Consider the following 26,003-nt stretch of genomic DNA (forward strand, 5'->3'; position numbering starts at 1 on the left):
TTTGATAACAAAAAACCTTGACAAGTGTCTTTTTTCTTTGCATAATATAAAAAAATCATTGAGCGTTGAAGAGGATTAGTAAGCAGACCTTTCTGTGACAGAGAGCAAAATGAATCGCTGAAACATTTTGCCGCATGAAACCTGCCGAACCTGCCTTGGAGTCCTAGGGGGAAAACCTAGGCGCATAACCTGGCGTTACAGGAGAGCGGAGCGTGCACAAGCGCGTTCAATCAAGGTGGTACCACGGAAACCCATTTCGTCCTTATGAATCAGGATGAAATGGGTTTTTTTATTGTAGAAGAGCCGCGGAGGAGAATAAATGAAAAAACAAAGAATAGTAGTGAAAATAGGAAGCAGTTCGCTCACGAATAGCAAAGGAAGCATTGATGAGGCAAAAATCAGAGAGCATGTTCAGGCGATTTCCGTGTTAAAAAAAGCGGGGCATGAAATGATTCTGATTACCTCGGGTGCCGTAGCGGCGGGGTTTTCCAGCCTCGGTTATCCGTCCCGCCCCGTTACCATAAAAGGAAAACAGGCGGCGGCCGCGGTCGGACAAACACTGTTAATGCAGCAATATATGAATCAATTTAAACAATACTCGCTGACTCCGGGACAAATCCTTTTAACGAGAAATGATTTTTCGAAAAGAGAACGGTACCGAAACGCGTATGCTACGATAATGGAATTATTGGAACGCGGCGTCATTCCGATTATCAACGAGAACGATTCTACATCTGTTGAAGAATTGACATTCGGAGATAATGATATGCTTTCTGCGTTAGTCAGCGGATTGATTCACGCGGACCAGCTCATGATTCTCACCGACATTAACGGACTGTATGATGCCAATCCAAATGAAAATCCTGAGGCGAAACGATTTGATTATTTGCCAGAGATCACGCCTGAATTGCTTGGATATGCAGGTTCAGCTGGATCAAAGGTCGGCACCGGCGGAATGAAATCAAAGCTGTTAGCCGCACAAGCCGCGCTGTCTCTGGGAGTGAAAGTATTCATTGGAACTGGCAGCGGAGAGCAAAAACTTGCGGACATTTTGGACGGCAGGGGAGACGGCACTTATATCGGAGACAAAGAACTATCTTCGGTTAACAACACAAGGCAGTGGATTCAGTTCCACTCGCCGATATCGGGAGAAATTATCATTGATGCGGGTGCTGAGGAGGCGATGATCCATAATGGAAGCAGCCTTTTGCCCGCTGGCGTTGTGGGTGTGAACGGAAGCTTTCCGAAAGGGGCGGTTGTGGAAGTCAGGGGACCGGGCGGCGTGATCGGCAAAGGCCAAACCCATTACTCCTCTGAGGAGATTATGAGGGCCAAAGGCAAACGCAGTGACGAACTTGATTTTGAGAAAACGTTTGAGGTTATTCATAGGAATGACTGGGTCAATGTAAACGACTAGGAGGCGGAAAAATGAGTGAAGTTTCTGTAAAAGCGAAGCTGGCGAAAGAAGCAGCAGCCGAAATGATCATGAAAACAACAGCCGAGAAGGATGAGGCGCTCAGCCTCATTGCAAACGGACTCCGCAAAGAACTTGATTTTCTCTTGGCGGAGAATGCAAAAGACGTTGAAAAAGGAAAAGAGAATGGTTTAACACCGGACATCATTGACCGTCTCACATTGGATGAGAAACGGATACGCGATATCGCGGACGCGGTGGAGCTCTTAATCGACTTAGCGGACCCAATCGGCGACTCTCTTGAAACGATTGAAAAAGAAAACGGCCTGTTTATTGAAAAAATCCGTGTGCCGCTCGGTGTCGTAGGAATGATTTATGAGGCGAGGCCAAACGTCACAGTTGATGCGGCTACCCTTTGCCTGAAGACAGGGAACGCGGTTGTGCTGCGGGGAAGCTCCTCAGCCATCCATAGCAACAAAGCGCTCGTCAGTGTCATTCACAGAGCACTTGAGCAATCAGCGCTTCCGATTCACGCTGTGCAGCTGATTGAGGATACGACCAGAGAGACAGCAAAAGAGCTCTTTACGTTAAATGATGGCTTAGACGTATTGATTCCGCGCGGAGGCAAGAAACTGATTGATCTCGTTGTGAGAGAATCAACAGTTCCTGTATTAGAAACGGGAGCAGGAAACTGCCACATATTCATTGACGAAACAGCCAAACCGCAAATGGCAGAAAAGGTTGTCGTAAATGCCAAAACGCAACGCCCTTCCGTATGCAACGCGATTGAATCATTGCTGATTCACAAGGCTTGGGCAAGACAGCACGGGAAAGAATTGCTGGGCCAGCTGGAAAACGCGGGAGTTGAAATTCGGGGTGATGAATTGGTGTGTGAACTTCATCCTTCAAGCAAACAAGCATCAAAAGAAGATTGGGAAACCGAATTTTTAGCGCCTGTCCTCAGTGTAAAGACGGTTGAAAACGTCCAAGAAGCTGTGAAGCATATCCAACAATACGGCACCAATCATTCAGAAGCAATTTTAACTGAAAATGACAAAAACGCGGCATATTTTCAAACGGCTGTCGATGCTGCCGCGGTCTATCATAACGCGTCAACCCGCTTTACCGACGGCTTTGAATTCGGCTACGGAGCCGAAATCGGCATCAGCACGCAAAAGCTTCATGCAAGAGGACCGATGGGGCTTCCTGCACTGACTTCTACAAAATACATCATTAAAGGAACTGGGCAAATCCGTGAATAGCGGGGCAATGTTCAATGAAAAAGCTTATCTCATTAAGAGATAAGCTTTTTTATACGCGGAAAATTGACATTTTAAATTTAATTGTGTACAATTTAATTGTATAAAATATATTGGGGGAATGAAAAATGAGTCAGCCATTATTTACAGCAACTGTTTCAGCGGTAGGAGGAAGAGAAGGAAAGGTCATTTCATCAGACCGCGTTCTTGAGCTTGATGTCGCAATGCCGGGGACACCGAGAGCCAAGAAATTAGAAAAAGCGACAAATCCAGAGCAGCTGTTTGCAGCAGGTTATGCAGCTTGCTTTGACAGCGCCCTGCAGCTTGTCGCAAGAACAGAACGGGTAAAAGTAGAGACAGAGGTTACAGCGAATGTTAGCCTGTTAAAGGATGAAGCGGACCAGGGCTATAAGCTGGGTGTGACGCTGCAAGTAAAAGGAGAAGGAGTCAGTGCATCAGAATTGGAGGCGCTTGTGAAAAAAGCGCACGGCGTCTGCCCGTACTCAAAAGCAACCTCCGGAAATATTGATGTGACACTTGAAGTTGCTGAATAAATAAAAAGAGGATGCCTGTACAAGGCATCCTCAATTTTTTTGATGAAGTGTTTCCAGCAATGTATATAGAGCGGATTTTAACTGTTTGAGATCCTCCCCAGACTGCTTTGAGAGCCCCAGAATTGTCTCTGGAATGTCAACCGCTTTTTCTTTTAATAACGCTCCGTCCTCTGTCAGGCTGATCAACACGGACCGCTCATCCTCTTCAGATCTTTTTCTCGTAATCAAACCCTGTTGTTCCATTCGTTTAAGCATCGGAGTGAGCGTTCCTGAATCTAAATACAGCTGTTCGCCCATTTTTTTGACAGTAAGCGTTTCATGTTCCCATAACAAAAGCAAAGCCAAATATTGAGGGTATGTTATATTCAGCTTATCAAGCAGCGGCTTGTATTGCTTTGTCATTTCCCGCGAACTTGCATATAGCAAAAAACATAGCTGATTCTCCAATTTCATATGATCAAATTTATTTTCCATTTTGTTCACCAACTCTTTTTTGTCATTCAATTCTATTGTATCTGAAAAACCTCACTTTTCCTATTCTCGGCAAACATAGCATGTTTAAAAAGATCAGAAAGGGAAATATAACAACTAGATACAAATAAGGAGGTTGGGAAATATGGCACTATTTACAGCAAAAGTAACCGCGCGAGGCGGACGGGCAGGACATATTACATCAGATGACGGTGTTCTTGATTTTGATATTGTCATGCCAAATGCCAAAAAAGAAGGACAAACCGGCACAAATCCGGAACAGCTCTTTGCGGCAGGGTATGCTGCATGCTTCGGCGGCGCGCTCGAACACGTAGCCAAAGAGCAGAATATCGAAATTGATTCGGAGATTGAAGGGCAGGTCAGCCTCATGAAGGATGAGAGCGACGGCGGGTTTAAAATCGGTGTCACACTTGTTGTGAACACGAAAGATTTAGATCGGGAAAAGGCACAAGAGCTTGTCAACGCCGCTCATGAATTCTGTCCTTATTCTAAGGCAACCAGAGGAAATGTTGATGTAAAACTAGAATTAAAATAATGACCGGCATCCTGAGTGTTCTCAGGATGTTTTTTGGTGTCGGAGCGGGTGTGATCTTTTCGAAGTCTGAGACATGTCTTATAAATGGATTCAGACTTATATCCATTATGAATTGACGCGGAACGGGGTGGGCACAGAAATTGATAAAACGTCAGAGAAGCGATCACAGCGTTTAAAGCCTGCAAAAGTTACAGATGAAGGGGGCGGCTGGCTCGGTGTCTGCCAAGCTGAATTCCGGCGCGCAGGATTGCTGTTTTGTATTTGCACAGGGCATAGCGGCTACTTGGAGAAATAACAAGGATCAGGCCGCACATGCCTGATCCTTTTAATATTCTTTCTTGTTGGCAAAATCCCGCCATGCCTGAAACGGGGATAAATGCTCCATAAGAGTCACTTGATAAAAGGGGATCGTTCTTTCTTCAGCAGGTTTATCAATTTCTTTATAAATGAATGAATCATCAAACCCGGCTTTGGCAGCGTCTGTGTGCTCAGCTGCATAGAAAACGGCTTTAGGCCGGGCCCAGTAGATGGCGCCCAAGCACATTGGACATGGTTCACAGCTCGTATACAAAATGCAGTCATCAAGCTGGTATGCTCCTAGCACCTTACAGGCTTTTCGAATAGCTGTGACTTCCGCGTGGGCAGTCGGATCATTGCTTGTTGTGACGTTGTTCTGTCCCTCTGCAATAATGGCTCCGTCTTTTACGATAACGGCTCCAAAAGGCCCGCCGATTCCTGCATTCACTCCTTCACATGCGAGAGTGACAGCCCGTTTTAAGAACGTTTCATGATTCATCCCAATCCCTCCTGTCAATAGAGTGTTATTAGTATAGCCGAAAAGAATGCAAAGAACATTCTTAAAAAAGTGCAAAATAAACAAAGTAATTGGGGGATTTGCTAAGATAAGAGGAGAAAAGAGGAGGGGTAATGATGCTGCATTTATATATTGCCAGGCACGGACAGACCCAATGGAACGTGGAAAAACGGATGCAGGGCTGGCTGGATTCTGATTTAACAGAACTTGGACTGTATAACGCCCGCGCTCTTGGGGAGCGTCTGAAGGATATTGAATTGAATCAGGTATACATCAGCCCGAGCAAGCGGACAGAAGAGACAGCAAAAACCGTACTGGGATCGCGGAGGCTCCCGCTGGTTAAAGATCATATGTTCAGAGAAATGTCACTGGGCTCATGGGAAGGGAAAAAACAAGAAGATATTGAAAGGGACGAACCAGATCTTTTTCATGCTTATTTTCATTATCCCGAAGCTTATCGCCAGCAGGGATGTGAAACGTTTTTTGACTTTGAAAACCGGGTAAGGCTGGCTCTCCAAACGATTTTAGACAGCCATTCTTCCGGTAATGTTCTCTTGGTTACCCATTCTGTCTTTATATTAATGCTGTTAAATATCATAAAGGGAAGACGCGTTCATGACATATGGAATTCTGCTTACATACATGATACATCATTGAGCCTTGTGGAATTTGATGAAAATGGAACAGCCAAAATATTAATAGAAGGGGACGGGAAGCATCGGAAACCGATTTCCGCTTTCTAATAGAAAAACCATCTGCCAAAGACAGATGGTTTCTATTTTATACAAGCTGTGTCTGCTGTGCTCTTGCCTGTTTTGCAGCTTCAACCATGTTTTTCAATGCTGCAACCGTTTCTTCCTGCTGTCTTGTTTTCAATCCGCAGTCTGGATTTACCCAGAAGCGGTCAGTCGGACAGACGGCAAGCGCATCAACGATAATATTGTACATTTCTTCAGTTGACGGCACACGAGGGCTGTGAATGTCATATACACCAAGGCCAAGCCCTTTCAAATACGGGTGATCTTTTAAGTAATCTAAAAATCCTCCGTGGCTTCTGCTATGTTCGATTGTAATCACATCGGCATCAAGATCATTGATCGTATCAACGATATCTTCGAAGTTGCTGTAGCACATATGTGTATGAATTTGTGTTTCGTTTTTCACGGAAGAAGTGGTTAATCTGAATGCTTCTGCCGCCCAAGTCAAATACTCATCCCAATCGCGGGTTTTCAATGGAAGGCCTTCACGCAGTGCTGGTTCATCGACTTGAATGATTTGAATGCCTGCGTCTTCAAGCGCTTTAACTTCTTTGCGAAGGGCAAGCCCGATTTGGAAGGCGATTTCTTTCCTCGAGATGTCGTTTCGAGGGAAAGACCAGTTTAAGATTGTAACCGGGCCCGTCAACATTCCTTTCACATGCTTGGAAGTCAATGACTGTGCATAGACTGTGTCTTTCACTGTCATCGGTTCAATAAATTCAACATCTCCGTAAATGACTGGCGGGCGGACACAGCGTGAGCCGTATGATTGAACCCAGGCATATTTAGTAAAGGCGAAACCGGCCAGCTTTTCACCGAAGTATTCGACCATGTCTGTCCGTTCAAATTCGCCGTGAACAAGGACATCAAGCTCCAATTCTTCTTGAATATCAATCCATCTTTTTGTTTCCGCATTGATAAAGTTTTGATATTGTTCATCGGACCACTCAGCTTTCCGCCATTTTTGGCGCGCGCTCCGCACTTCAGCAGACTGCGGGAAGCTTCCGATCGTTGTCGTCGGCAAAAGCGGAAGGCCGAGAGATTCATTTTGCAGGGCTAAACGTTCTTCAAACGGAATCGGGCGCTTGAAGTCTTTATCAGTTAATTGCTCAAGCTCTTTCTTTTGTTCAGAATTGGCGCCTGTTGCAAACTGTTTAAGCGCCTGGATATCAGCCTTAGCCTGCTGAATCTCTTCGCTGATCGCCGCTTTTCCTGATACTAAGCCTTCTTTCAAAGCTGTCAGCTCGGCCAGCTTTTCTTTTGCGTAGGATAATCCGTTCAATAGGTCTTTTTCCAAATGCTCATCAGGGTGTTTCGCTACTGGAACATGCAGCAGGCTGCTGGAAGGCTGAATCCACAGTTCATCAACTTTTGCAATGCTGAGAATATCAAGAACGGCATCGAGACGCTCTTCAAGGTCCGCTTTCCAAATGTTGCGTCCGTCGATAATGCCGGCTGCCAGCACTTTGTCTGTCGGAAAGCCATGTGTTTTAAGCTGTTCCAGGTTTCTGCCTTTGTCGTGAACGAAATCAAGGCCAATCCCCTGAACCGGGTAAGAGATCAGCTCTTCATAAGCATCAACAGAATCAAAATACGTCTGCAAAAGCACATTCAAGGATGAAAGCTCACTTGTAATGCTTTCAAATAATTCTTTTGCACCGCGGACATCTTCACTAGAGGCGGTAACGAGCGCCGGCTCATCGATTTGAACCCATTTTACGCCTTCTTCTTCAAGCTCTTTCAAAAGCTGTACATATAATGGCACAAGGCGTTTTTGGATCGCTTTTGCTTCAGACGGTTCATAGCCTTTAGCAAGCGTAACGAACGTATAAGGGCCGACAATCACAGGCTTTGTTTCCACACCGTATTCCTGTTTGATCCGGCGATAATCTTCGAGTTGTTTGTTTCTTGTCAGACGGAACTCAATGCTCTCGTCATATTCCGGAACGATGTAATGGTAATTTGTATTAAACCATTTTGTCATTTCACTAGATACGGCGTCTTTGATTCCGCGGGCGATAGCGAAGTATGTATCGGTAGCGTCAGTCAAATGTCTGAACCGTTTCGGGATCCAGTTGAAGCTGACTGCTGTGTCGAGTACATGGTCATACTGTGTGAAATCAGAAACAGGCACAACATCAATCTGCTGGTCAATTTGCGTTTTTACTGCGGATAAAAATAGTTCGTCGATTTGCTTCAAAAACGTATCTTTATCAGTACTGCCTTTCCAATACGTTTCAAGTGCTTTTTTCCATTCCCGGTTCAGTCCGATTCTTGGAAATCCTAAATTCGATGTTTTGATGGTTGTCATTGTTTCTCCTCCTTTATATGTAAAACACTCTCTTTAACCCGCGGATACAGGCTGCTAAGAGGTTTTCTCACAACAAAAAGCCTCTTTCCCATGAGAGAAAGAGGCTTTTCTACGTAAAACACTGCCTCTCTCATCTCTCAGACACAATCTGATGGAATTAGCACCGTGCCTTATGAGACATCAGTCTCGGCGCGAAAAGCAGTGCGCCCCATTTCACAATGGTATTACGGTCGGTTGCTGTTGGGGTCAAAAGGCCAATCCCTCGCCCAACTCTCGATAAGAGAAAATGTTATTAATTTTTTGAAAAGTTGAATCATTTGTTGGTAATCTTAACAGTAATTCAAATTCATTGTCAACATAGAATTTGAAATTTTTATTTACATGATGTGGTGTATATTATATAAGAAAAATAATCTTATAGGGTCAACAAATGTGATTGCTCTGCTTTTTCTGCGAGCTCATCAGGAGCTGTTAAATACAGGAATCCATTGCCTGCCAGCGTTTTTGCAATATCAAGAGGAAGTGTCCTGCGGATTAGCTGTGCGAAAACCTCAGATTCAGAAAGCTTTCTTTGAAATGATTCTTCTTCATAGCTTTTGATTAAAGCAAGCGCACCGCTGACATGAGGGGCAGCCATTGAAGTGCCGGTCAGCTTACCGTACTTCTTGTTGGGAAGGGTGGATAAGATGTTTTCTCCTGGTGCCACAAGGTCAATCTCTTTATTTGCGTTAGAAAATTCTGATAATTCTCGCGCTACAGAAACAGATCCAACTGCAATCACTTCATTATAAGCTGCGGGGTAGGAAAGCTCTTCTGTGCGTTCGTCGCCGTCACCTTCATTTCCCGCTGCACAAACGACAAGCACTCCGTTTTTCACTGCGTTTTTCACTGCTTCTTCCAGCTCTGGCACATCGCTTGGCCCGCCAAGGGACATTGAGATGATGTCGACTTTCTGTTCCACCGCGTAGTTGATGCCGTTGATTATCCATTCGTATTGTCCGCTGCCATTCTCGCCGCCAAGAACCTTCACAATCAATAGGTTTGCCTCAGGCGCGACTCCGGCAATGCCTCCGTTTGAATCATTAGCTGCAATTGTTCCGGCGACGTGTGTGCCGTGTCCGTTGTAGTCGGAAATCGCATCTTCCTTGCCGCCGTCGTCATCCGTGAAGTTCTTTCCGCCGATGATTTGATTTTTTAAATCAGGGTGGCTTGTGTCGCAGCCCGTGTCTAATACAGCAACTTTAATATTTTTGCCTTTTACCCCTTTTGCCCACATTTCTGGCGCCTTAATCACTTTAATGCCCTCAGGAAGCTCGTTTACATCCATGATCTGCTCATTCGTCACATACGGGATCAAGCGGATTTCACCATTCATAAAAAAGCCCTCCTTTTTTATGCTTGCAAGTGGATTCAAGGGTGTTGCCTCATATTATATGAAAAAAGCAAGCGCTCGGACAGAGCCATTTGAAGCATTTTGAAAAAATAGGATACACACCAAAGAATTAGTAATCTTCAAAATATTGGATGGCTTCAACATGTATGACTGGGATTCAACTGTAAGTCAAGTTATAATAGTGTTGGGGAAAGGAGCAGTGTCATGAAACTGAATGAAAAATTATATGCATTTTTTTCAGAGCATGTGGAACAAATGGCCGAGGAATGGATTGAAACGATGGAGGAAAGTGATCCGAATTCGCTTTACGCCCTACATAATGCAACAGTAACGGAAGAATTGAAAGAGCAGGACAGAGAGTTTTACCGGCATCTGAATTACATGTATGTTTTACCGGAAAAACAATTTCTCGAAGAGTTTCAAGAGTGGGTCATTGAGCTGACCAACGATCAAAAACATCTCGACACACCGGTTCAGTATGTCATTCGGGAGTTTATGAGAAACAGGAGATTATATACGAAGTATTTTGAGAAGTTCGCAGAAGAAAATGAATCAGCGTTTGAACCGGGAGAGAAGCAAAAATGGGCAGATTTGATTGTAAAAGTATTTGATTTCACCATTTATACATTCGTTGATCACGCTGAAATGAATGCCAAGCAGCAATTAAACGCCCAAAGAGAAATGATATTGGAATTAAGCTCACCTGTCATTACCCTGAGCAAATCAACAGCTCTGCTGCCGCTTGTCGGTGACATTGATACCGAACGGGCGAAGTTTATTCTGGAAAACACGCTTCAAGCTTGTGCGAAAAGACGTGTGGAGCATCTGTTAATCGATCTGTCAGGTGTTGTTGTGGTGGATACGATGGTGGCGCACCAGATCTTTAAATTGATTGAGGCGCTTAATCTGATCGGTGTCCGGTCAACCCTGTCAGGAATCAGGCCTGAAATTGCGCAAACTGCTGTACAGCTGGGGATTGACTTTTCGAATATTACCATTAAAACCAACCTTGCACAAGCATTAAACTATCATCAATAAAAAAATCCGCTATCTTGATAGCGGATTTTTTATGATGCAAAACATAAAGATACGAGAAAGGATCCCGCGAATAATATGAGGACGAGGCAAAAGAACACCCAGTCGCGCCGGTTCACGCTCAATGTCCTGTAATATGTCCGGTTTCTGCTTCCTGTAAAACCTTTCGATTCCATCGCAAGCGCTGTCCGTTCCGCTTTTCTGATGGCGCTTGCCAATAGCGGTATGGTATATCGTTTTAACGCACTGATTTTATTAATGATGCCGCTCTCCGCCGCTCCTCCTCTGATTTTATGAGCCTGCTGAATCAGCTGGACCTCATCCTTTAACAGCGGAAGAAAGCGAAAGCCTGCAATGACACCGTACGCGAGCTTTGGTGAGAGCCTGCACTGCTGGACAAGGCTCAGCATAAATAAAATCGGATCGGTCGTAAAAACGAACATCATCGATAAGGCAGAAAAGCATAAAATACGAAACCCGAGAGAGATGCCGACAGACACATTATCGCTGTTAATGGAGATAGGGCCTGCTTGAAACAAAAAATTATCCGGTGTTGTCGGCACCTTTCCAAAAACTGCGGCTGTCCACACGCATCCGAATGCTAAAACCAAAAACGGAATCGTAAACAACAACCATTTTTTCAATGGGATTCCGGCCGCCAGTAGAACGCCCGCAACGATGATGATATAAAAACATGCCGGAGTGTAAGGGTTGTAAATAAACGACAGCATGACGACACAACAAAAAACCGCCGCCGCTTTCACAGTCGGATTAATGAGATGTAACGGCTGCTTCATCACGCACCTCCTCTTGATATGCCATCCATTCATATAGAAGGGGAAGTGTGAGCTTTGCTTTTTGGACAAGCCCTGTTTCTTGAGAAAACAACTGCGCTGGAGATCCGTCAAAGGCCAGGCCCGTATCGTGAAGCACAAGCACGCTGTCAGCATACGAAGAGACTAGCTCCATATCGTGTGTAATCATAAGGACAGCGGTTCCCTCTGCCTTGATACGCTGAATCATTTCCATGCATTCAGCCGCTGTGCGGGCGTCCTGGCCAAAGGTGGGTTCGTCTAATAATAAAACCTTTACGTCATGCATGAGCATAGTAGCAACGCTCAGTCGCCGTTTTTGCCCTTGGCTGATCGCAAACGGATGATGATCAGCCAAATGCGCAAGACCAAAACGCTGCAGCAGGTGTTGCGCTTTTTTCTCAGTTTCAACATTTGCTTTCTGGCCGAACAGAAGCTCGTCATACACCGTATCGGTGACGAATTGATGCTCAGGGTTTTGAAAAACAAATCCCATCCGTTTACGCAATTCTTTTTCTTTATATTTCTGCAGCGGCTGATCATAGAGAAGGATTTTGCCGCTTTGCGGTTTCATGAGACGGGCCAGAACTGATAGGAGCGTCGATTTTCCAGTTCCGTTCGGACCGACAAGCGCCGTTAAAGAGCCTTCGCGCAACGAAAAGCTGATGTCTTTGAAAATCGCCTGCTGTCCTCTCGCGAACGAAAGGCTGCTGACTTCAAGCACACTCTCCCCAGGAGGGGCTTTCTTCTTTTTGACATGCCCGGCAGGAACAGGCTCTTTGAACAGCATCTCTTTTGATAAAGTAAACGGCATACTCAGCTTTTCCTGCAGATGACAGACCTTTGGAATGGCGATGCCCAATTTCTTTAGTGTCTCCGCTTCATGCTGAAATAGATTTTTCGTCAGGCCATCCAGCGCCTTTTTGCCTGATTTGTCGAGCACGATCGTTCTCTCAATCCAAGGCGCCCATTCATCAAGCTGGTGCTCAATGACGAGGAGGCTGAAACCTTTTTCCCGCTGAAGATCTTTCATCAGATGAACGAACTCCCGCGCTGAGAAAGGGTCTAAAAGAGAGGTCGGCTCATCTAAAATAATAAGCTCAGGCTCCATCGCCAAAATACAGGCGAGAGCCACTTTCTGCTTTTGTCCTCCTGAAAGGGTTGAGATCATTTTTTCTTTTAAATGGGTAATGCGTAATTTTTCTAATACGGCGTTGATTTTCTCTGTCATTGCTTCTTTTGGAACTTGCAGATTTTCCAGCCCGAACGCTATTTCGTCCTCCACCGTCAGCATGCAGAACTGCTGATCAGGATCCTGAAAAACGACCCCGGCATGCTGAGCAATCGTTTTGGAGGTTTCAGCATCTGTGACCGGCTTTTGAAATAGAAAGACATGTCCGGACTGAATGCCGTCGCAAGCCTCCGGATATAGACCGTTTAAACAAAGGGCGAGCGAGCTTTTACCGCATCCGCTCGGTCCTAATAATAAAACACATTCTCCTTTTTGAAGCTCAAACGAAATGTCTTGAAAAACCGGTTTCTCGTCTTCTTCATAAGAGAAGCTGAGCTGCTCAACCGTCAGAAGCTCATCAAAGGCTTGCATGTTCTGACGCCCGCTTCCGTTTCTTTTTCAGTTCCTTTCCGAGTGCCATTCCGTTTAACACACCTGTATAAGCGAGAGAGTCGCTGACAGCTTTTCCGAGAAGCCCCGCCAAAAGCGCGCCGGAAATGAGGCGGATCACAAGCATAATGAGCAGATAACCTGGTGAATAGGCTGCATAGCCAGAAACAAAGAGATCATAGATAAAGCTGGCTACTGAAGACCCCATACCGGCCAGCATAAGGACAGGGAGAGAGTATGCTTTCCAGCGTGTTGCAAGAAATACAGCCTCAGCCCCGAGCCCTTGAACAATGCCAATGACGATGACCATCGGGCCAGACGGATTTCCCAGCAGGCACTCAACGAGAGCGGCAATGATTTCAGAAACAAGCGCCGCACCCGGTTTTCGAATCATGTACGCGGCGATCACAGAAACGATAAACCAAATGCCGTAAATCGGTTCATAGGCGATTGGCCCAAACATACCTGCAAGCACGTTTCCGAAATGTGTAAATAATAAATAAACAACGGCAAATACGATACTGATAACGGACATGATGACAATTTCTTTTACTTTCCAGCTTTTCATTTTATCCCTGCTTTCTGTTTTTTCTTGATGGACTGTTAGCCGAAAGATTCACAGTCATGGTGATGTGGTTTGTTTGCTGCTCAGCCATGCGGAAAACGGCTTCCAATGTGCTGAATACGTCATGCGCATCCCCGTCAAGCTCGCTCGCGTAATGGACACCCTGTACGAAAGTGCCTTGGGCTTTTGCAATGTCGACAGCCTTCATAATCAATCCCATATAATCCGGCTCGTTCATTGGATAAAGGGCAAATTGGCACGGCGCTTCCGCCTTCAAGCCTCGGACAGCATCTTCATTGACACGCTTATCACCTTTGGAAAGATATGTATCCCCCTGTGTGTCACCCGGGCATCCAATGGAAAACGTGCCGTTCATGACGATGTGTTGTTCGCTGTTTGCTGCATGAAGGTAAATGGCTTTTGCAGCATCGAATACATGATCAATCGATCCGCGTAACACCGTGCTGATATGGTCGGTTTTCGTCCAAACCTTGGATGTATCTGTTTTTTTCAGCGCAGACTTGATCACACTGATAAAATCATCCGTCATCGGATATAAAGAGAAGCGAAAACCGGCGATTCTGCTTGTACCGCAAATATGCTCCATTTCTCCGACCTCCTGTTTTTTTGGTAAAATAAAAAACTGCATATCCTAAGGGAATATGCAGTCATAGATCGATTAAGCGCACAAAAAAATACACCATTCGGTCAACCTGCACTTCCCCACGCTGGTATTATCCAGATCGGGTCATAAGGGATCAAAGCGCGTTTCTTTCGCGCTTTATCTCAGCCAAAACAGCACCCCTAGTGCTTTCCGTATACAATTTTTTATTTTGACATCATAATAGATGATAAGAATCATTTTGTAAACAACGAAATCATTTTTTTCATATAGGGACGGGAGAGGATGATCAAATTTGGAAAAAGGACACATATTAATTGTGGAAGATGAAGAAAAAATCGCCAGGGTTCTTCAGCTTGAATTGGAATATGAAGGATACAGCGTCACGATCAAACACAATGGCACAGAAGGTCTGGATGCGGCAGCGGAAGGCGGGTATTCCTTGGTGCTTCTTGATGTCATGCTTCCGGGGCTTAGCGGACTGGAAGTGCTGCGCCGCTTGAGAAAAACGGATTCGCAGACACCGGTCATATTATTAACGGCGCGAGACAGTATTCCTGATAAGGTAACAGGTCTGGACATCGGTGCAAATGACTATGTCACCAAGCCGTTTGAAATCGAGGAATTGCTTGCGAGAATCAGGGCGGCGCTGCGACAAAATGGAACAAAAACTGAAGATATCGGCACCTTTCTTACATATGACGATTTGCGGGTGAACGAAAAAACCCGTGAAGTGAGACGCGGAGACAAAGAGGTGGAATTAACGCCGCGGGAATTTGATCTGCTCGTCTATATGCTAAAGCATCCGCAGCAAGTGCTGACACGGGAGCAAATTCTAAGCTCGGTATGGGGATTTGATTATATCGGTGATACCAATGTCGTGGACGTCTACATAAGATACATCAGAAAAAAACTGGACTATCCTTACGAAAAACAGCTGATCCATACGATTCGCGGGGTCGGCTACGCCATTAAGGGGTAAACGATGAAGCTGAAGACCAAGATTCATCTATACACATCAATATCACTGTTGATTTTATTAATTTTGGTTCATACCGCAGTATATCTCATTTTTTCGTCAGCGCTGACATCAAAGGATGCATCCCGGCTTGCTGATGAGACGGATAACATTGCCGAAGCGCTGCGTGCCGCTGAAACAGAAGGAGTGGCTTTGCAGGATATGCTGCAGGCCTATCTTCCGGCAAATGGCATGGTGCGTGTAGTGAATGGTGACCAAAAAGCCGTTATGACGATCACAAAAGAAAAAGCCTATAAAGATTTCCCTCTCTCTTTTCACAGCGGAGAAACGGCAGATGTGAGGAAACATGACGGCAAGCTGTTTGCCGAAGCTGCTGTTCCGGTGATTTGGACCGATGGACAAGTGGTGTCTCTTCAGCTGGTTGAAAGACTGAAGAATACAGAAGAGAGTCTGTTTCTGTTGAAAATCATCTTAATCGCTGCAAGTGCTGCTGTCTGCATTGCTTCTTTTTTTGCAGGCAGCTTGCTCGCCCGCCGTATCATCAATCCGATCAGACGATTAATGATCACAATGAAAGACATACAGCGAGACAAAGAATTCAAAACGATTTCTTTAGAAGGACAGTCCCACGATGAATTGTATCAAATGGGACTGACATTTAATGAGATGGCAATGATGCTGAAGGAGCACTATGATAAACAGCAGCAATTCGTTCAAGATGCCTCACACGAATTGAAAACTCCGCTCACCATTATAGAAAGCTACAGCAGCCTGATGAAGCGGTGGGGGGCAAAAAAGCCGGAGGTGCTTGAGGAGTCGATAGAGGCCATTCACTCAGAAGCGGTGCATATGAAAAAGCTGACCAATCAGCTTTTGGCGCTGGCCAAAAGTCATCAAGAGCTTGAGCTCGACCTGAAAACAATCGATCTGATTGAAGTATCGCGCGCGGTCATGCAAACGCTCCAGCCCGTTTATCAGCGTGACATATTGCTTGAAACAGATAAAGAGAGCCTGCTTGTAAAGGCTGATGAAGAACGCATCAAGCAGCTGTTGACCATTTTGCTTGATAATGCAATAAAGTATAGTGAAAAGCCTATTGAGATGTCAGCCGGAACGAGGAATGGAAGGCCATTTCTATCAGTGAGGGATGAAGGCATCGGAATACCTGAGGAGCATATCCCGCATTTGTTCGAACGGTTCTACCGGGCAGATGAGGCACGAAACAGAAAAACAGGCGGAACGGGTTTAGGCCTTTCCATTGCCAAGCAAATCGCTGATGAGCATGGCATTGAGCTGTCTGTCAAAAGCAAGCCGGGACAAGGAACAGCTGTCACCATGCAATTCAGCGAACAGAATGGGGGAGGCCGATGACTAAAACAATAAAAACAGTATCTTTTGCTGCAGCAGCCATTTTAGTTGTCATCATCTGTACGTTTCTCATCATTCGGCAAACCCATGAGAACGTATTGTCAAAGGAGACTGTCGTAAAAAAAGTCGAAGCCTCTTATGAAGGCAAGGTCACGAAAGCAACACAATCAAAGGATAAAAAAACATTTGATATAACCCTTGAAAATCCAAAGGGAACTTACTTTGTAAAAGCAGATGCAATATCGGCTGACATTCTTTCAATGAATAGAGTAAAAGCAGTGAATCCATCTGCCATGACAGAAAAAGAAGCCGAGCATCTCGCGCTTGAGCGGGTGCCGGGAACGGTCAAAAAACAAACACGGCAAAGTCGAGTTGCCACTTATACCATACAAAAAGAAGATGGAAAAACATACGAAGTGAAGGTAGACATGCAGGCAAAAACAGTCTTGTCTGCCGATCACATCAGCAGCAAAGATCAACAAAAAACGCCGATTACGAAAAAAGAAGCCAAAACAATTGCAGAGCGAAAAACGGGCGGAACAGCGGATGACGCAGATCTCGAAGAAAGTGAGGGCACTCTTATCTTTGAAGTGGACGTTGATCTTCCTGATAATAAGGAAGCGACAGTGAAAATCAATGCCTACACAGGAAAGGTAGCTAACATTGTGTATGAAGACTGACGGTTTCTCATCAAATTCTCATCTTGCTCTCGTTTTCCTTTCATGTTGAGTGTGTAAACTGTACTCATACAAAACAAAGGAGGACTCACAAATGCTCAAGAAAAAATGGATGGTCGGTCTTTTAGCAGGATGCCTAGCGGCCGGAGGATTCAGCTACAACGCGTTTGCCAAAGAAAACAATGAAAACAGACAGGCTTCTTCTAAGACGGATGTACTCACTGAACAAGAAGCAGAAGCAATTGCTAAAACAGTTGTTGACGGCACAGTAGAAGACATTGACAGAGACCTTTACAACGGCAAAGAAGTCTATGAAGTGGAGATTGAAAAAGAAGGTGAAGACTACGACGTTTATGTAGATATTCATACAAAACAAGCGCTTAATGACCCGCTAAAGGAGAAAGCAGAACAAGTCGCCATAACCAAAGAAGAAGCTGAAGAAATTGCTTTAAAGCAAACAGGCGGAACCGTAACAGAAAGTAAGCTTGACGAAGATGACGGTGCTTACATCTATGAAATGGAAATCCAAACGAAACAAGGAACTGAGACAGAATTTGAAATTTCCGCAAAAGATGGACGCATTATCAAACAGGAGATAGATGACTAATCAAAACCCCCGCTGCAGCGGGGGTTTTTCATGATAAGAAACCTTCTTTTGGACAATCTAAGTAGAAAAGGAGGCGAAACGCATGGAAAAGAAAGAGGAGCAATACATCAATCAGGCTGAATATGTCCCTCATCCGACGAAGGAAGGAGAGTATGCCTTATTTCTTCATGAAACGTATCATTTGCTTTCTGAAGATGACGAGACACAAACAACAGAATAAGGGCTTAGGCCCTTGTTTTGTTCCGTAATTGTGATGTAAGCGTATTTATTACTATTTTGAGTTGACACAGCTTGTTTTTTTCTGTAATCTCAGTGTGTCAATTCAATTAGGAACTTCGTTAGGTGAGGCTCCTGTATGGAGATACGCTGCTGCCCAAAAATGTCCAAAGACGCCAATGGGTCAACAGAAATCATCGACATAAGGTGATTTTTAATGCAGCTGGATGCTTGTCCTATGCCATACAGTGCTAAAGCTCTACGATTGAAGGCGCCCGCACGCTTTTTTTGCCGTGCTTCTTTCACCTTCAATCCCGAAGGCTTTTTTTATGCCTTTAAAACGAAACCAATCAAAGGAGGTGCGGAGTATGGATTCTCCCCATTCGAGTCAATCTGAAGAAGTACCCATATACTATGACAGCAAGACAATTGATTACACGATGAGGAGACGAACTGCCGCACCTTCTGGCGAGGCCGGCACGTCTCCGTAGAGGAGGTACGAGTCCCGATGGTTCAAAACATGACCTATGACGAACTCATTTTACGCATCATTATTTTACTGCGAGACGGGAAAATCAGGGATTTCAGAAGTGTTATTGATGAGCTTCAGCCCTATGACATGGCATTTATTTTTAAAGAAATGCCGGAAAAACACCGTGCCCGCTATTTATCTTATTTAACTGTAGACGATATCACTGATATGATCGGGGAGCTGGAACGCGAATTTCAGCTTGTCGTCTTAAATAAAGTCGGAAAAACAAAAGCAACACTGGCGATGAACAAAATGGACAACGATGACCTCGCTCAATTGCTTGAAGAAATGGACGAAGAACTGAAGGAACAGCTTTTGTCCAGCATGGAAGCGTCAGAGTCAAAAGCTGTACAGCTCTTGATGAATTACCCGGCTGATTCAGCGGGACGCATGATGACAAACCGGTATGTGTGGATCCCTCAGCATTACACGGTAAAAGACGCGGTCGTCAAACTGAAAAGCTTCGCTGAAATAGCTGAATCGATCAACTACTTATATGTTATTAATGAAAGCAAACAGCTGGTTGGGGTTCTTTCCTACCGCGATTTGATTCTGGGTGAACCTGAAGAAAAGGTGCAGGATTTAATGTTTACCCGCGTCATATCAGCAGATGCTCTTCAGGACCAGGAAGAAGTTGCCCGCCTGATTGAACGTTACGATTTTTTGGCAATACCGGTTGTAGAAGAAAACAACGTGCTTGTCGGCATTGTGACGGTCGATGATATTATCGACGTCGTTATTCGGGAAGCTGATGAGGATTACGAAAAATTTGCCGCTTCCGGTAAAGACATCACCTTTGACACAAAAGCTTACGTGGCGGCATACCGGCGCCTGCCATGGCTGATTTTACTCTTGTTTATCGGACTGATTTCAGGAAGCATTATCAGCTATTTTGAAGACGCGCTGAAGCAGGTTGTCGCGCTTGCGTTTTTCATGCCGATGGTGTCAGGGATGACAGGAAATACGGGAACACAATCTCTCGCGGTTGTCATCAGAGGCTTGTCTAAAGAAGAAATGAACAAAAAAACGATTGTGCGCCTGATCTTCCGGGAGTTCAGAACAAGCATTTTTATCGGAGCGGTTTGTTCTGTGCTGATTGCGATTGTCTCCATCATATGGCAGGGGAATGCGCTTTTGGGATTTGTTGTCGCCTCTTCACTGTTCTTAACCTTAATCATCGGCACGATGTCAGGAACGATTATCCCTATTATTTTGCACAAACTGAAAGTAGACCCGGCGATTGCTTCTGGACCGCTGATTACAACGTTAAACGATATTTTATCTTTATTAATCTACTTTGGCATTGCCACTGCATTCATTCACTCATTATAAACGTAAAAAGTCCGTCTCAACTGCGAGCCGGACTTTTATTATTTAACGATTTTTGTACCGAAAGTGAGCATTAAGCTGCCCCTCCAGCATTTTTTTCCGCACTTGCGGATCGTTTTTTAACATCTGTTCTTTTTTGCGCATATCCTTTAAAATCTCTGCCGTCTGTACGCCGTCTTCACGCTTATTGGCGATATCCATTAGCCGCTCCACATCGGCAAAGGAGTATTTTCTTGTCCCCCTTGAAGAACGCTGCGGGTAAATGAGCTTTCGTTCCTCATAATACCTGATCTGTCTTACGGACAATCCTGTCAATTCACTCACAATTCCGATTGAAATCACTTTTTTGTCTTTATAAGAATGATCTTCTGTGGTCATTTTTCCACCCCTGGATGTCTTTTGATAATAGTATATAAAAAACAAAGAGAAAAAACCTGACGCTTGTCATATTTTCTAACATCAAATAGAAGATTTTTGAAAAAATACGGAAGAAAAATTAACAAGAATAATGCGTAACACCCAAGCGCGTTTTATCCTTTATGTAACGAATCAAACGAGGAGGAAGGATAATTATGGAGGAAGAAAAAGCGGTCTCACTGGCAAAAGAAATTATAGAGTTAGATATCAAGCGTGATGAAATGCTGGAGACGTTTATGCAGCTTGCCGGAGAACAGGCTTTTCAATTATTAAGATCGGTTCAAAACGGACAATACCGAAAATCTTCGTAAACATAAATTCTTTACATTAGATTCATACCACGTTCATTTAAAAAGAGTATCTTTTGTATAGGATACCTCAAAATGAAGGAGGACGCTATGAGTAATTTATTGAAATCCGCTTTAGAAAAAGAACGACGCCATTATTCTGAAAAACTCTATCAGATTGGGGTTTATAATAAAGAGGTCATGAACAAAATGACGATTTCTGAGCTTCGGAAAGAATACGCTTATTTCTTTCGAAGCATTACAAATCATAAAAATTATCCTTATACAAGATAATGTATAAGGATTTTTTTGCTTTTAGAAGGAATTTCTCGAATTATAGCGAATACGTATAGTAAGGGACTGAACTCTTATTATATGTAAGGGTTTTCATTATTTTTTTATAAAAATCCTATATACGAGGTAGATATGATGAGATTATCGTTTAACGAAGAAGAAGTTGAGCGTGCGATGAATTTGTACAGAGTTTTTGCGAGGGCTTTCAAAAGTGTGTCCGAACATAGTATCCGTGATAGCAAAGAGCACGGTTTTAATCCCACTGAATTTGCTGTACTGGAGCTCCTGTACACAAGAGGCCCGCAAAAATTACAGCAAATTGGGTCGAGACTTCTGCTTGTAAGCGGAAACGTCACATATGTTATTGACAAACTAGAAAGAAACGGGTTTTTAGTAAGGGAGCAGGACCCGAAAGATAAACGCTCTGTTTACGCACATTTAACTGACAAGGGAAATGAGTATTTGGATAAAATTTATCCGATTCATGCACTGCGTATTGCGAGAGCGTTTTCAGGCCTTTCGTCTGATGAACAGGACCAGCTGATCGTCCTGCTCAAGAAAGCAGGCATACACAGCCAGCATTTGCTGTTTCGTTAACTATTCTACACTCTCTATTTCAGGAGAGTGTTTTTTTGTTTCCATATGATTCTTTTTAAAACATCTTCAATCTTCCTATCAGACATTTCGCCAAGGTATCCATTGACGTGTTTTTTATACTCCTTCATCTGTTCGTTCGATTGAAAAAATGCCGCGATATACTCTTCTGCTTTCTGCATGTCCCAGTTTCTCATATCTGTGACGAGTTTCCTTTCATGTAGAAGGTTTAAATTCATTTCCTCCTGTCCCGGCAGTGCATGATAAATAAATACCGGAAGCCGTTTCTGTAAGCATTCACTGATGGTCACGCCTCCGGGTTTAGTCATGATGCCTGTCGACTGTTCGTACAAACGGTTCATCTCTGCTTTGCTGTGAAGGTAAGGAATCGCCTCAATCAAGGGGTGGTGTAAATTTTTGACATAGGAGTAGAGCTTTTCGTTTCTGCCGCATAATATTTTGTATAAGATCTTTCCGCCTGGCGACAGTTCCTGCACCCATTTTAAAACTCCACCGACCCCCATACTGCCCCCAGTGATGATGATGGTATATGGCGGATGGTGCTGCAAGGTATCTGCTGATTCCATTTCAAAATTTCGGTGAACTGGAATGCCGGTCAAGTATATGTTGTTCTGATCGATCCCCTCTGATATTAGCTGCTTCTTTACTTCCGTGCTCGGAACAAAATGGTAATCAATGTTCTTCCGTCCCCATAATTGATTCACGAAAAAATCAGTGTATACATTCACAACCGTCAGATTCGGATATTCAGGCTTTAGTCGGTTCAGCAGATAAGAAGGCAGCGCATGTGTGCAGAAGGCGATATCAGGCTGTTTTTCTTGGAGAATGTGCCTCATTTGCTGTGTGAACAGCCATTCGTACATGAAATAGCGTTTATCATGCTGAAATTCTCCGCAGGCGAGGAGCCTGTAAATGCCGCTGTACGTTTTCGGGAAATATTGAATCCATTTTAAATAAGCCACGGAGGACAATTTTTCTAACCGCCTATACGAATGTGAAAAGATATCAATCTTTTCAGCTGCCAGCCCTTGAGACTCTAATTCAGCCTGCAATGCATCAGCCACATGATGATGGCCGGTGGAAATGCTTAAAAAAGGAAAAATGAGAATGTTTTTCATGACGGTCCTCCTAAAAAATATGGCAACTATATTTTGAGGAGAACGTTCACAAAATATAAGGGTGTTTTTGATCATGAGGAAGGTGAAAAGATGAAAACCTGTTTCCTTTCCATTTGGAGAATGGTTGATCCGATTTATTTCTTTTTTTCAAGGCTAAGCTTGATTGACAACGATCAAAAAAGCGTTTTTCGAGTCAGGCTGACGAAGTACAAAGGACATCATGTCGTGCTTAGCGATGGAACGCATATAAGAAAAAATGATGTGCTCGTTAAAATCCACCTGCATAACATAAAGCTGATCAGGGAGCTGCAAAGCATTGAGAGCGCAGTCAGAAAAGGAATCATTATTTATCAGAAAGTATATCAATCGATGCCGCTTCTTCTTGACTATATCAACAATCATAAAAAAAGCGAGAAAATCAAAGGAATCATTGGGATTACGATGCTTGACAAAGGTGTGGAAAGGCTCGGCTTTGATGTGATCACCCCGGTGAACCCTTTTTACAGATGCTTTAAAAAAGTGTCCCATGTGCCGATTTTATATTTGACTTCAAAGCCTGTGAGCTTGCGGCATTTACCGAATTCATCCTATTTGTTTATCTCAAAAGAAAAGCTGCAGAAAACCTATCAAAAAAAAGACTGATGCCTCGGTCAGCACAGTCTTCTTTGATTAAATCTGATGAAATGTTACTTCAGGGCGGCTTCCGACACGGATATTTACGCCGGTTTGTCCCAAGCCCTCGCTGATATAAAATGGTTTATCGTGATGATAATGAAGGCCTTTAATCATGTTCATTCGCACGAGCTTTCCCATTTTCACCAAATGATACGGTTTTGGCCAGTGGATTTGCCCGCCGTGAAAATGCCCTGACAGCAGGTAATCATAGTGAACATCTTTCATATCCAGAATAATATTTGGGTCATGTGTTAAGACAAGATGATAGCCATTTTCCAGACTTTGATAAGAGCCGGTGATATTACTTCGATTCGTACTGTAATCATCAATGCCGATAATATTGACTGGCCCTGCAGCCGTCTCGATTCGAACATGTTCATTTTGCAGCGTGATACAGCCGTTTTCCTCTAAAACTCGCTTCAATCTCCGAAAGTCCTCTTCTTTCAATACATAATCGTGGTTACCGAACACCGCGTACATTCCATATGCAGGCTTTAGCTTTTGCAAGGCGTTCAAGTAACCTGCCAGCTTCGGAATATTACGTTTCCGATCAAGAAAATCCCCGGTAAGAGCAATGATGTCCACAGGCTGATCTTTTGTTAAATGATACAGCTCCTCAGGTGAGACTGAAATGTTTTCCAAGTGAAGATCTGATAAATGAAGGATATTTAATTTTTTTCTGGCTGGAAGGCCGTCTTTTTGGTCGATTGAAATGGTGTTGACTTTCACATCTTTTGTATTGCGGTTCGCTTTATATAGAAATGGCACACATACGAGTATGGCCAATGAAAGTAAGATTGTAAACAAAATATATCCCCTCCCTCCTATCAGTATAGTAAGTGATCAAGCCCTATGGATAGCGGGAATTAATGGGTAGAGACAGGTTGAAAAACGGATTGTCATATGATGAATGATTTGGAAGGGAAAAGGGATAATAAATTTTGACACATGAGGCAGAACATGCCGACGGAGTCAGAATAACAAATGGATGTGTAAGCAATGTTACGGTTGATGAGACAACAAAAGAAAGAAACATATTATCTCTGGATCGCATTATTTCTTCTTTTATTGTATGTATCCCCGCTTTTTATTTTAAAGGAAGATGCCCATATCCGGGTCCACGATAATTTAGATTCCAACATCGCTTGGTACAAGGTTCTGGCCGATAGCGGAGAAATCGTCGGCAAGGTTGACGCTGCCATTCCGCAAATCATTAACGGGCTGCCCCGGGATGCCTTTGGCACCGAGTGGAGCGGAATTGTTTGGCTCCATGCTTTCTTTTCTTCCATGACCGCCTATGCAATAAGCCAGACGGTTACAAGAGTTGTCGCTTTTTTTGGAATGTATGTGCTGCTGAAGAAACATATAATCCCGGAACCAAAAGCGGCTTTCATCCGAATTGGCGTATCGCTTGCATTTGCCTTAACACCTTTCTGGCCTTCGGGAATGCTGAGTACGCTTGGGTATCCTTTGGCACTGTGGGCTTTTTTAAATATCCGAAAAGGGGATATTTCATGGAGAGAGTGGCTGACGCTGGGCTTGCTCCCTCTATACTCAAGCTTTGTTCTAGGCTTCTTCTTTTTCCTGGCAGGAATGGCGTGTTTTTGGCTGTATGATGCCATTACAAAAAGAAGATGGAATTTGATGTTCTTAGGCAGTATTGCATTTATGACGAGTATCTATCTTTTCGTTGAATATCGGCTTGTCTATTCGATGCTGTTTGAGCACGCACCGATGCATCGTATCGAATTTATCTCATCCAGGCATGATGTTTGGCATTCTCTTCGGCTATCCGTAAAAAACTTTGTCTATGGCCATAATCATGTGATGACCGTTCATACCGTTGTCATCCTTCCGATCCTGCTGGTCGTATTTGCTGCTCTGCTGTTCAAACGAAATCGGACAAAGCCAGAAAATGTTTATCTGTTTTTATGTGTGCTTAATTACGGGTTGTCATTATGGTATGCGTTTTGGTTCAACAAAATTTGGGCTGTTCCAAAGCAGAAATTTGCCTTTTTAGCAGAATTTAATTTTGCCCGTTTTCATTTTCTTCGGCCGCTTGTTATATACGTGAGCTTTGCGCTTGCTTTATATCTCATTTGGCGGATGGGGAAAGGATGGAAATGGCTTGTGTACGCCGCAGTTGCTGCACAGCTGATGGTGTTGGCGCCTTTTAATGAAGAATATACGTATGGCGTTCATTACAACGCGCCGACATTCAAGGAGTTTTATGCATCGGAGCAATTCGAAGAGATTAAGGAATATATCGGACGTCCGCAAGATTCATACAGGGTGGCGAGCATCGGACTGCATCCGTCTATCGCCCAATATAACGGGTTTTATACGTTAGATACGTATAACAATCTGTATCCGCTCTCATATAAATACGAATTTAGGAAAATTATCGAAAAAGAGCTGGAAAAAAATTCTCGGCTGAAACAATATTTTGATGAATGGGGCAGCCGCTGCTACCTTTTTGTCGATGAACTCGGTAAACGATATGATTTCAAAAAGAACTCGAAGAAAACAATCAACAACCTTCAATTAAATACAGATGTATTTAAAAAAATGGGCGGCCGGTACATTTTTTCTTCAGTTCCGATCATGAATGCTGAACAAAACCATCTCGCGCTCGTAAAGACGTTTGACCATAAAGATTCCGCCTGGCGCATTTATTTATATGAAACAAGATAAGGAGGATATC

The 26,003-nt window shown here is 43.9% G+C and carries 30 protein-coding genes, 3 riboswitches and 1 other annotated feature; of the genes, 19 read left to right on the forward strand and 11 right to left on the reverse strand.

Going from position 1 to position 26,003, the window contains the following annotated elements:
* Positions 1-56 precede the first annotated feature (56 nt).
* Positions 57-267 (forward strand) — a binding site (T-box leader).
* 52 nt (positions 268-319) lie between these two features.
* The 3 genes from proB to WA279_RS04780 all read left to right on the forward strand — a co-directional run bounded on the left by proB (position 320) and on the right by WA279_RS04780 (position 3,227).
* Positions 320-1,417: a glutamate 5-kinase gene (proB, locus tag WA279_RS04770; protein WP_327829181.1), complete on the forward strand. Its 1,098-nt coding sequence runs from the start codon at positions 320-322 to the stop codon at positions 1,415-1,417.
* Positions 1,418-1,428: 11 nt separating this feature from the next.
* Positions 1,429-2,676 carry a glutamate-5-semialdehyde dehydrogenase gene (proA, locus tag WA279_RS04775; protein WP_327829182.1) on the forward strand — a complete coding sequence of 416 codons (1,248 nt, stop codon included), beginning with the start codon at positions 1,429-1,431 and terminating at the stop codon, positions 2,674-2,676.
* A 125-nt stretch (positions 2,677-2,801) separates the two neighbouring features.
* Positions 2,802-3,227, forward strand: coding sequence for an organic hydroperoxide resistance protein (locus WA279_RS04780; RefSeq protein ID WP_003232574.1), 426 nt, complete (start codon positions 2,802-2,804; stop codon positions 3,225-3,227).
* A 30-nt stretch (positions 3,228-3,257) separates the two neighbouring features.
* On the opposite strand, the gene ohrR is transcribed toward WA279_RS04780, so the two are convergent.
* Positions 3,258-3,701, reverse strand: a complete 444-nt coding sequence (gene ohrR / locus WA279_RS04785; RefSeq protein ID WP_014476587.1) for an organic hydroperoxide resistance transcriptional regulator OhrR — start codon at positions 3,699-3,701, stop codon at positions 3,258-3,260.
* Positions 3,702-3,843: 142 nt separating this feature from the next.
* Here ohrR and WA279_RS04790 point away from each other — a divergent pair, with 142 nt between their 5' ends.
* On the forward strand, positions 3,844-4,254 hold the full coding sequence (locus tag WA279_RS04790; RefSeq protein WP_003232570.1) for an organic hydroperoxide resistance protein: 411 nt from the start codon (positions 3,844-3,846) through the stop codon (positions 4,252-4,254).
* A 73-nt stretch (positions 4,255-4,327) separates the two neighbouring features.
* On the forward strand, positions 4,328-4,549 hold the full coding sequence (locus WA279_RS04795; protein ID WP_336154510.1) for a hypothetical protein: 222 nt from the start codon (positions 4,328-4,330) through the stop codon (positions 4,547-4,549).
* A gap of 30 nt (positions 4,550-4,579) precedes the next feature.
* On the opposite strand, the gene guaD is transcribed toward WA279_RS04795, so the two are convergent.
* Positions 4,580-5,050, reverse strand: a complete 471-nt coding sequence (gene guaD / locus WA279_RS04800; RefSeq protein WP_336154512.1) for a guanine deaminase — start codon at positions 5,048-5,050, stop codon at positions 4,580-4,582.
* A 134-nt stretch (positions 5,051-5,184) separates the two neighbouring features.
* Between guaD and WA279_RS04805 the strand changes: the two genes are divergently transcribed.
* A complete protein-coding gene (locus tag WA279_RS04805) occupies positions 5,185-5,811 on the forward strand; it encodes a histidine phosphatase family protein (RefSeq protein ID WP_014113536.1) in 627 nt (208 codons plus the stop codon).
* A gap of 37 nt (positions 5,812-5,848) precedes the next feature.
* On the opposite strand, the gene metE is transcribed toward WA279_RS04805, so the two are convergent.
* Positions 5,849-8,137, reverse strand: a complete 2,289-nt coding sequence (gene metE, locus WA279_RS04810; RefSeq protein ID WP_336154515.1) for a 5-methyltetrahydropteroyltriglutamate--homocysteine S-methyltransferase — start codon at positions 8,135-8,137, stop codon at positions 5,849-5,851.
* A gap of 127 nt (positions 8,138-8,264) precedes the next feature.
* Positions 8,265-8,420: riboswitch (SAM riboswitch) on the reverse strand.
* 132 nt (positions 8,421-8,552) lie between these two features.
* Positions 8,553-9,512 (reverse strand): serine protease Isp, encoded by a 960-nt coding sequence (isp, locus tag WA279_RS04815; protein ID WP_336154517.1) that lies wholly within the window; start codon positions 9,510-9,512, stop codon positions 8,553-8,555.
* A gap of 222 nt (positions 9,513-9,734) precedes the next feature.
* Between isp and rsbRB the strand changes: the two genes are divergently transcribed.
* On the forward strand, positions 9,735-10,568 hold the full coding sequence (gene rsbRB / locus WA279_RS04820; protein ID WP_003232560.1) for an RsbT co-antagonist RsbRB: 834 nt from the start codon (positions 9,735-9,737) through the stop codon (positions 10,566-10,568).
* 29 nt (positions 10,569-10,597) lie between these two features.
* Here the strand turns inward: rsbRB and thiX are convergent, their stop codons facing one another.
* From thiX to thiU, 4 genes are read right to left on the reverse strand one after another with little or no spacing between them, the layout of a single operon-like run.
* Complete coding sequence (gene thiX / locus WA279_RS04825) at positions 10,598-11,362, reverse strand: HMP/thiamine ABC transporter permease ThiX (protein ID WP_336154519.1); 765 nt, start codon at positions 11,360-11,362, stop codon at positions 10,598-10,600.
* Positions 11,337-12,980 carry an ABC transporter ATP-binding protein gene (locus WA279_RS04830; RefSeq protein WP_336154521.1) on the reverse strand — a complete coding sequence of 548 codons (1,644 nt, stop codon included), beginning with the start codon at positions 12,978-12,980 and terminating at the stop codon, positions 11,337-11,339. The genes thiX and WA279_RS04830 overlap by 26 nt, the downstream gene beginning before the upstream one ends.
* Positions 12,967-13,566, reverse strand: a complete 600-nt coding sequence (locus tag WA279_RS04835; protein ID WP_003232554.1) for an ECF transporter S component — start codon at positions 13,564-13,566, stop codon at positions 12,967-12,969. Before WA279_RS04835 ends, WA279_RS04830 begins: the two co-directional genes overlap by 14 nt.
* Before the next feature lies 1 nt (position 13,567).
* Positions 13,568-14,170 (reverse strand): HMP/thiamine ABC transporter substrate-binding protein ThiU, encoded by a 603-nt coding sequence (gene thiU, locus WA279_RS04840; protein ID WP_015252237.1) that lies wholly within the window; start codon positions 14,168-14,170, stop codon positions 13,568-13,570.
* A 96-nt stretch (positions 14,171-14,266) separates the two neighbouring features.
* Positions 14,267-14,379, reverse strand: a riboswitch (TPP riboswitch).
* Between the two features lie 101 nt (positions 14,380-14,480).
* Between thiU and ykoG the strand changes: the two genes are divergently transcribed.
* The 7 genes from ykoG (at position 14,481) to mgtE (ending at position 19,896) form a co-directional block, all read left to right on the forward strand.
* The gene (ykoG, locus tag WA279_RS04845; RefSeq protein ID WP_003232551.1) at positions 14,481-15,167 is read left to right on the forward strand and encodes a two-component system response regulator YkoG; all 687 of its coding nucleotides are present in this window, start codon (positions 14,481-14,483) and stop codon (positions 15,165-15,167) included.
* Positions 15,168-15,170: 3 nt separating this feature from the next.
* Positions 15,171-16,535 carry a two-component system sensor histidine kinase YkoH gene (gene ykoH, locus WA279_RS04850; RefSeq protein ID WP_336154523.1) on the forward strand — a complete coding sequence of 455 codons (1,365 nt, stop codon included), beginning with the start codon at positions 15,171-15,173 and terminating at the stop codon, positions 16,533-16,535.
* Complete coding sequence (locus tag WA279_RS04855) at positions 16,532-17,212, forward strand: PepSY domain-containing protein (protein ID WP_251187027.1); 681 nt, start codon at positions 16,532-16,534, stop codon at positions 17,210-17,212. Before ykoH ends, WA279_RS04855 begins: the two co-directional genes overlap by 4 nt.
* Positions 17,213-17,303: 91 nt before the next feature.
* Positions 17,304-17,816, forward strand: a complete 513-nt coding sequence (locus WA279_RS04860; protein WP_336154525.1) for a PepSY domain-containing protein — start codon at positions 17,304-17,306, stop codon at positions 17,814-17,816.
* Between the two features lie 82 nt (positions 17,817-17,898).
* Positions 17,899-18,036 carry a transcriptional regulator SplA domain-containing protein gene (locus tag WA279_RS04865; RefSeq protein WP_003218541.1) on the forward strand — a complete coding sequence of 46 codons (138 nt, stop codon included), beginning with the start codon at positions 17,899-17,901 and terminating at the stop codon, positions 18,034-18,036.
* Between the two features lie 107 nt (positions 18,037-18,143).
* Positions 18,144-18,309: riboswitch (M-box (ykoK) riboswitch) on the forward strand.
* A 91-nt stretch (positions 18,310-18,400) separates the two neighbouring features.
* Positions 18,401-18,523, forward strand: coding sequence for a hypothetical protein (locus WA279_RS04870; RefSeq protein WP_009967087.1), 123 nt, complete (start codon positions 18,401-18,403; stop codon positions 18,521-18,523).
* Positions 18,524-18,540: 17 nt separating this feature from the next.
* Complete coding sequence (gene mgtE / locus WA279_RS04875; RefSeq protein WP_003232543.1) at positions 18,541-19,896, forward strand: magnesium transporter; 1,356 nt, start codon at positions 18,541-18,543, stop codon at positions 19,894-19,896.
* A gap of 42 nt (positions 19,897-19,938) precedes the next feature.
* Here mgtE and tnrA read toward each other — a convergent pair whose 3' ends face one another.
* A complete protein-coding gene (gene tnrA, locus WA279_RS04880) occupies positions 19,939-20,271 on the reverse strand; it encodes a MerR family transcriptional regulator TnrA (protein ID WP_003232541.1) in 333 nt (110 codons plus the stop codon).
* A gap of 194 nt (positions 20,272-20,465) precedes the next feature.
* Between tnrA and WA279_RS04885 the strand changes: the two genes are divergently transcribed.
* The 3 genes from WA279_RS04885 (at position 20,466) to WA279_RS04895 (ending at position 21,488) form a co-directional block, all read left to right on the forward strand.
* Positions 20,466-20,621, forward strand: coding sequence for a hypothetical protein (locus tag WA279_RS04885; RefSeq protein WP_003232538.1), 156 nt, complete (start codon positions 20,466-20,468; stop codon positions 20,619-20,621).
* An 87-nt stretch (positions 20,622-20,708) separates the two neighbouring features.
* Entirely contained in the window at positions 20,709-20,891 is a 183-nt protein-coding gene (ykoL, locus tag WA279_RS04890) for a stress response protein YkoL (RefSeq protein WP_003245766.1), read from the forward strand.
* A 132-nt stretch (positions 20,892-21,023) separates the two neighbouring features.
* The gene (locus WA279_RS04895) at positions 21,024-21,488 is read left to right on the forward strand and encodes a MarR family winged helix-turn-helix transcriptional regulator (RefSeq protein WP_133954310.1); all 465 of its coding nucleotides are present in this window, start codon (positions 21,024-21,026) and stop codon (positions 21,486-21,488) included.
* A gap of 14 nt (positions 21,489-21,502) precedes the next feature.
* Here the strand turns inward: WA279_RS04895 and WA279_RS04900 are convergent, their stop codons facing one another.
* Positions 21,503-22,624, reverse strand: a complete 1,122-nt coding sequence (locus WA279_RS04900) for an MGDG synthase family glycosyltransferase (RefSeq protein WP_335388469.1) — start codon at positions 22,622-22,624, stop codon at positions 21,503-21,505.
* Between the two features lie 90 nt (positions 22,625-22,714).
* On the opposite strand from WA279_RS04900, the gene WA279_RS04905 reads away from it, so the two are divergent.
* A complete protein-coding gene (locus WA279_RS04905; RefSeq protein ID WP_024572091.1) occupies positions 22,715-23,266 on the forward strand; it encodes a YkoP family protein in 552 nt (183 codons plus the stop codon).
* Positions 23,267-23,293: 27 nt separating this feature from the next.
* Here the strand turns inward: WA279_RS04905 and WA279_RS04910 are convergent, their stop codons facing one another.
* The gene (locus WA279_RS04910; RefSeq protein ID WP_251187030.1) at positions 23,294-24,106 is read right to left on the reverse strand and encodes a metallophosphoesterase; all 813 of its coding nucleotides are present in this window, start codon (positions 24,104-24,106) and stop codon (positions 23,294-23,296) included.
* 192 nt (positions 24,107-24,298) lie between these two features.
* On the opposite strand from WA279_RS04910, the gene WA279_RS04915 reads away from it, so the two are divergent.
* Positions 24,299-25,993 carry a DUF6044 family protein gene (locus WA279_RS04915; protein WP_251187031.1) on the forward strand — a complete coding sequence of 565 codons (1,695 nt, stop codon included), beginning with the start codon at positions 24,299-24,301 and terminating at the stop codon, positions 25,991-25,993.
* Positions 25,994-26,003 lie beyond the last annotated feature (10 nt).

This window comes from Bacillus sp. 204(2023), from assembly GCF_037027505.1.
Lineage (GTDB): Bacteria > Bacillota > Bacilli > Bacillales > Bacillaceae > Bacillus > Bacillus subtilis.

Bases quoted from the DNA above. Each gene is read 5' to 3' on its own strand.
- isp (WP_336154517.1), bottom strand. From the start codon at position 9,512: ATGAATGGTGAAATCCGCTTGATCCCGTATGTGACGAATGAGCAGATC.
- ykoH (WP_336154523.1), top strand. From the start codon at position 15,171: ATGAAGCTGAAGACCAAGATTCATCTATACACATCAATATCACTGTTG.
- WA279_RS04870 (WP_009967087.1), top strand. From the start codon at position 18,401: ATGGATTCTCCCCATTCGAGTCAATCTGAAGAAGTACCCATATACTAT.
- rsbRB (WP_003232560.1), top strand. From the start codon at position 9,735: ATGAAACTGAATGAAAAATTATATGCATTTTTTTCAGAGCATGTGGAA.
- metE (WP_336154515.1), bottom strand. From the start codon at position 8,137: ATGACAACCATCAAAACATCGAATTTAGGATTTCCAAGAATCGGACTG.
- WA279_RS04905 (WP_024572091.1), top strand. From the start codon at position 22,715: ATGAAAACCTGTTTCCTTTCCATTTGGAGAATGGTTGATCCGATTTAT.
- WA279_RS04795 (WP_336154510.1), top strand. From the start codon at position 4,328: ATGTCTTATAAATGGATTCAGACTTATATCCATTATGAATTGACGCGG.
- thiU (WP_015252237.1), bottom strand. From the start codon at position 14,170: ATGGAGCATATTTGCGGTACAAGCAGAATCGCCGGTTTTCGCTTCTCT.
- mgtE (WP_003232543.1), top strand. From the start codon at position 18,541: ATGGTTCAAAACATGACCTATGACGAACTCATTTTACGCATCATTATT.
- guaD (WP_336154512.1), bottom strand. From the start codon at position 5,050: ATGAATCATGAAACGTTCTTAAAACGGGCTGTCACTCTCGCATGTGAA.
- WA279_RS04860 (WP_336154525.1), top strand. From the start codon at position 17,304: ATGCTCAAGAAAAAATGGATGGTCGGTCTTTTAGCAGGATGCCTAGCG.
- WA279_RS04830 (WP_336154521.1), bottom strand. From the start codon at position 12,980: ATGCAAGCCTTTGATGAGCTTCTGACGGTTGAGCAGCTCAGCTTCTCT.
- WA279_RS04865 (WP_003218541.1), top strand. From the start codon at position 17,899: ATGGAAAAGAAAGAGGAGCAATACATCAATCAGGCTGAATATGTCCCT.
- ykoL (WP_003245766.1), top strand. From the start codon at position 20,709: ATGAGTAATTTATTGAAATCCGCTTTAGAAAAAGAACGACGCCATTAT.
- proA (WP_327829182.1), top strand. From the start codon at position 1,429: ATGAGTGAAGTTTCTGTAAAAGCGAAGCTGGCGAAAGAAGCAGCAGCC.
- WA279_RS04855 (WP_251187027.1), top strand. From the start codon at position 16,532: ATGACTAAAACAATAAAAACAGTATCTTTTGCTGCAGCAGCCATTTTA.
- WA279_RS04900 (WP_335388469.1), bottom strand. From the start codon at position 22,624: ATGAAAAACATTCTCATTTTTCCTTTTTTAAGCATTTCCACCGGCCAT.
- WA279_RS04780 (WP_003232574.1), top strand. From the start codon at position 2,802: ATGAGTCAGCCATTATTTACAGCAACTGTTTCAGCGGTAGGAGGAAGA.
- WA279_RS04805 (WP_014113536.1), top strand. From the start codon at position 5,185: ATGCTGCATTTATATATTGCCAGGCACGGACAGACCCAATGGAACGTG.
- WA279_RS04885 (WP_003232538.1), top strand. From the start codon at position 20,466: ATGGAGGAAGAAAAAGCGGTCTCACTGGCAAAAGAAATTATAGAGTTA.
- WA279_RS04790 (WP_003232570.1), top strand. From the start codon at position 3,844: ATGGCACTATTTACAGCAAAAGTAACCGCGCGAGGCGGACGGGCAGGA.
- tnrA (WP_003232541.1), bottom strand. From the start codon at position 20,271: ATGACCACAGAAGATCATTCTTATAAAGACAAAAAAGTGATTTCAATC.
- WA279_RS04835 (WP_003232554.1), bottom strand. From the start codon at position 13,566: ATGAAAAGCTGGAAAGTAAAAGAAATTGTCATCATGTCCGTTATCAGT.
- WA279_RS04915 (WP_251187031.1), top strand. From the start codon at position 24,299: ATGTTACGGTTGATGAGACAACAAAAGAAAGAAACATATTATCTCTGG.
- thiX (WP_336154519.1), bottom strand. From the start codon at position 11,362: ATGAAGCAGCCGTTACATCTCATTAATCCGACTGTGAAAGCGGCGGCG.
- WA279_RS04895 (WP_133954310.1), top strand. From the start codon at position 21,024: ATGATGAGATTATCGTTTAACGAAGAAGAAGTTGAGCGTGCGATGAAT.
- proB (WP_327829181.1), top strand. From the start codon at position 320: ATGAAAAAACAAAGAATAGTAGTGAAAATAGGAAGCAGTTCGCTCACG.
- ohrR (WP_014476587.1), bottom strand. From the start codon at position 3,701: ATGGAAAATAAATTTGATCATATGAAATTGGAGAATCAGCTATGTTTT.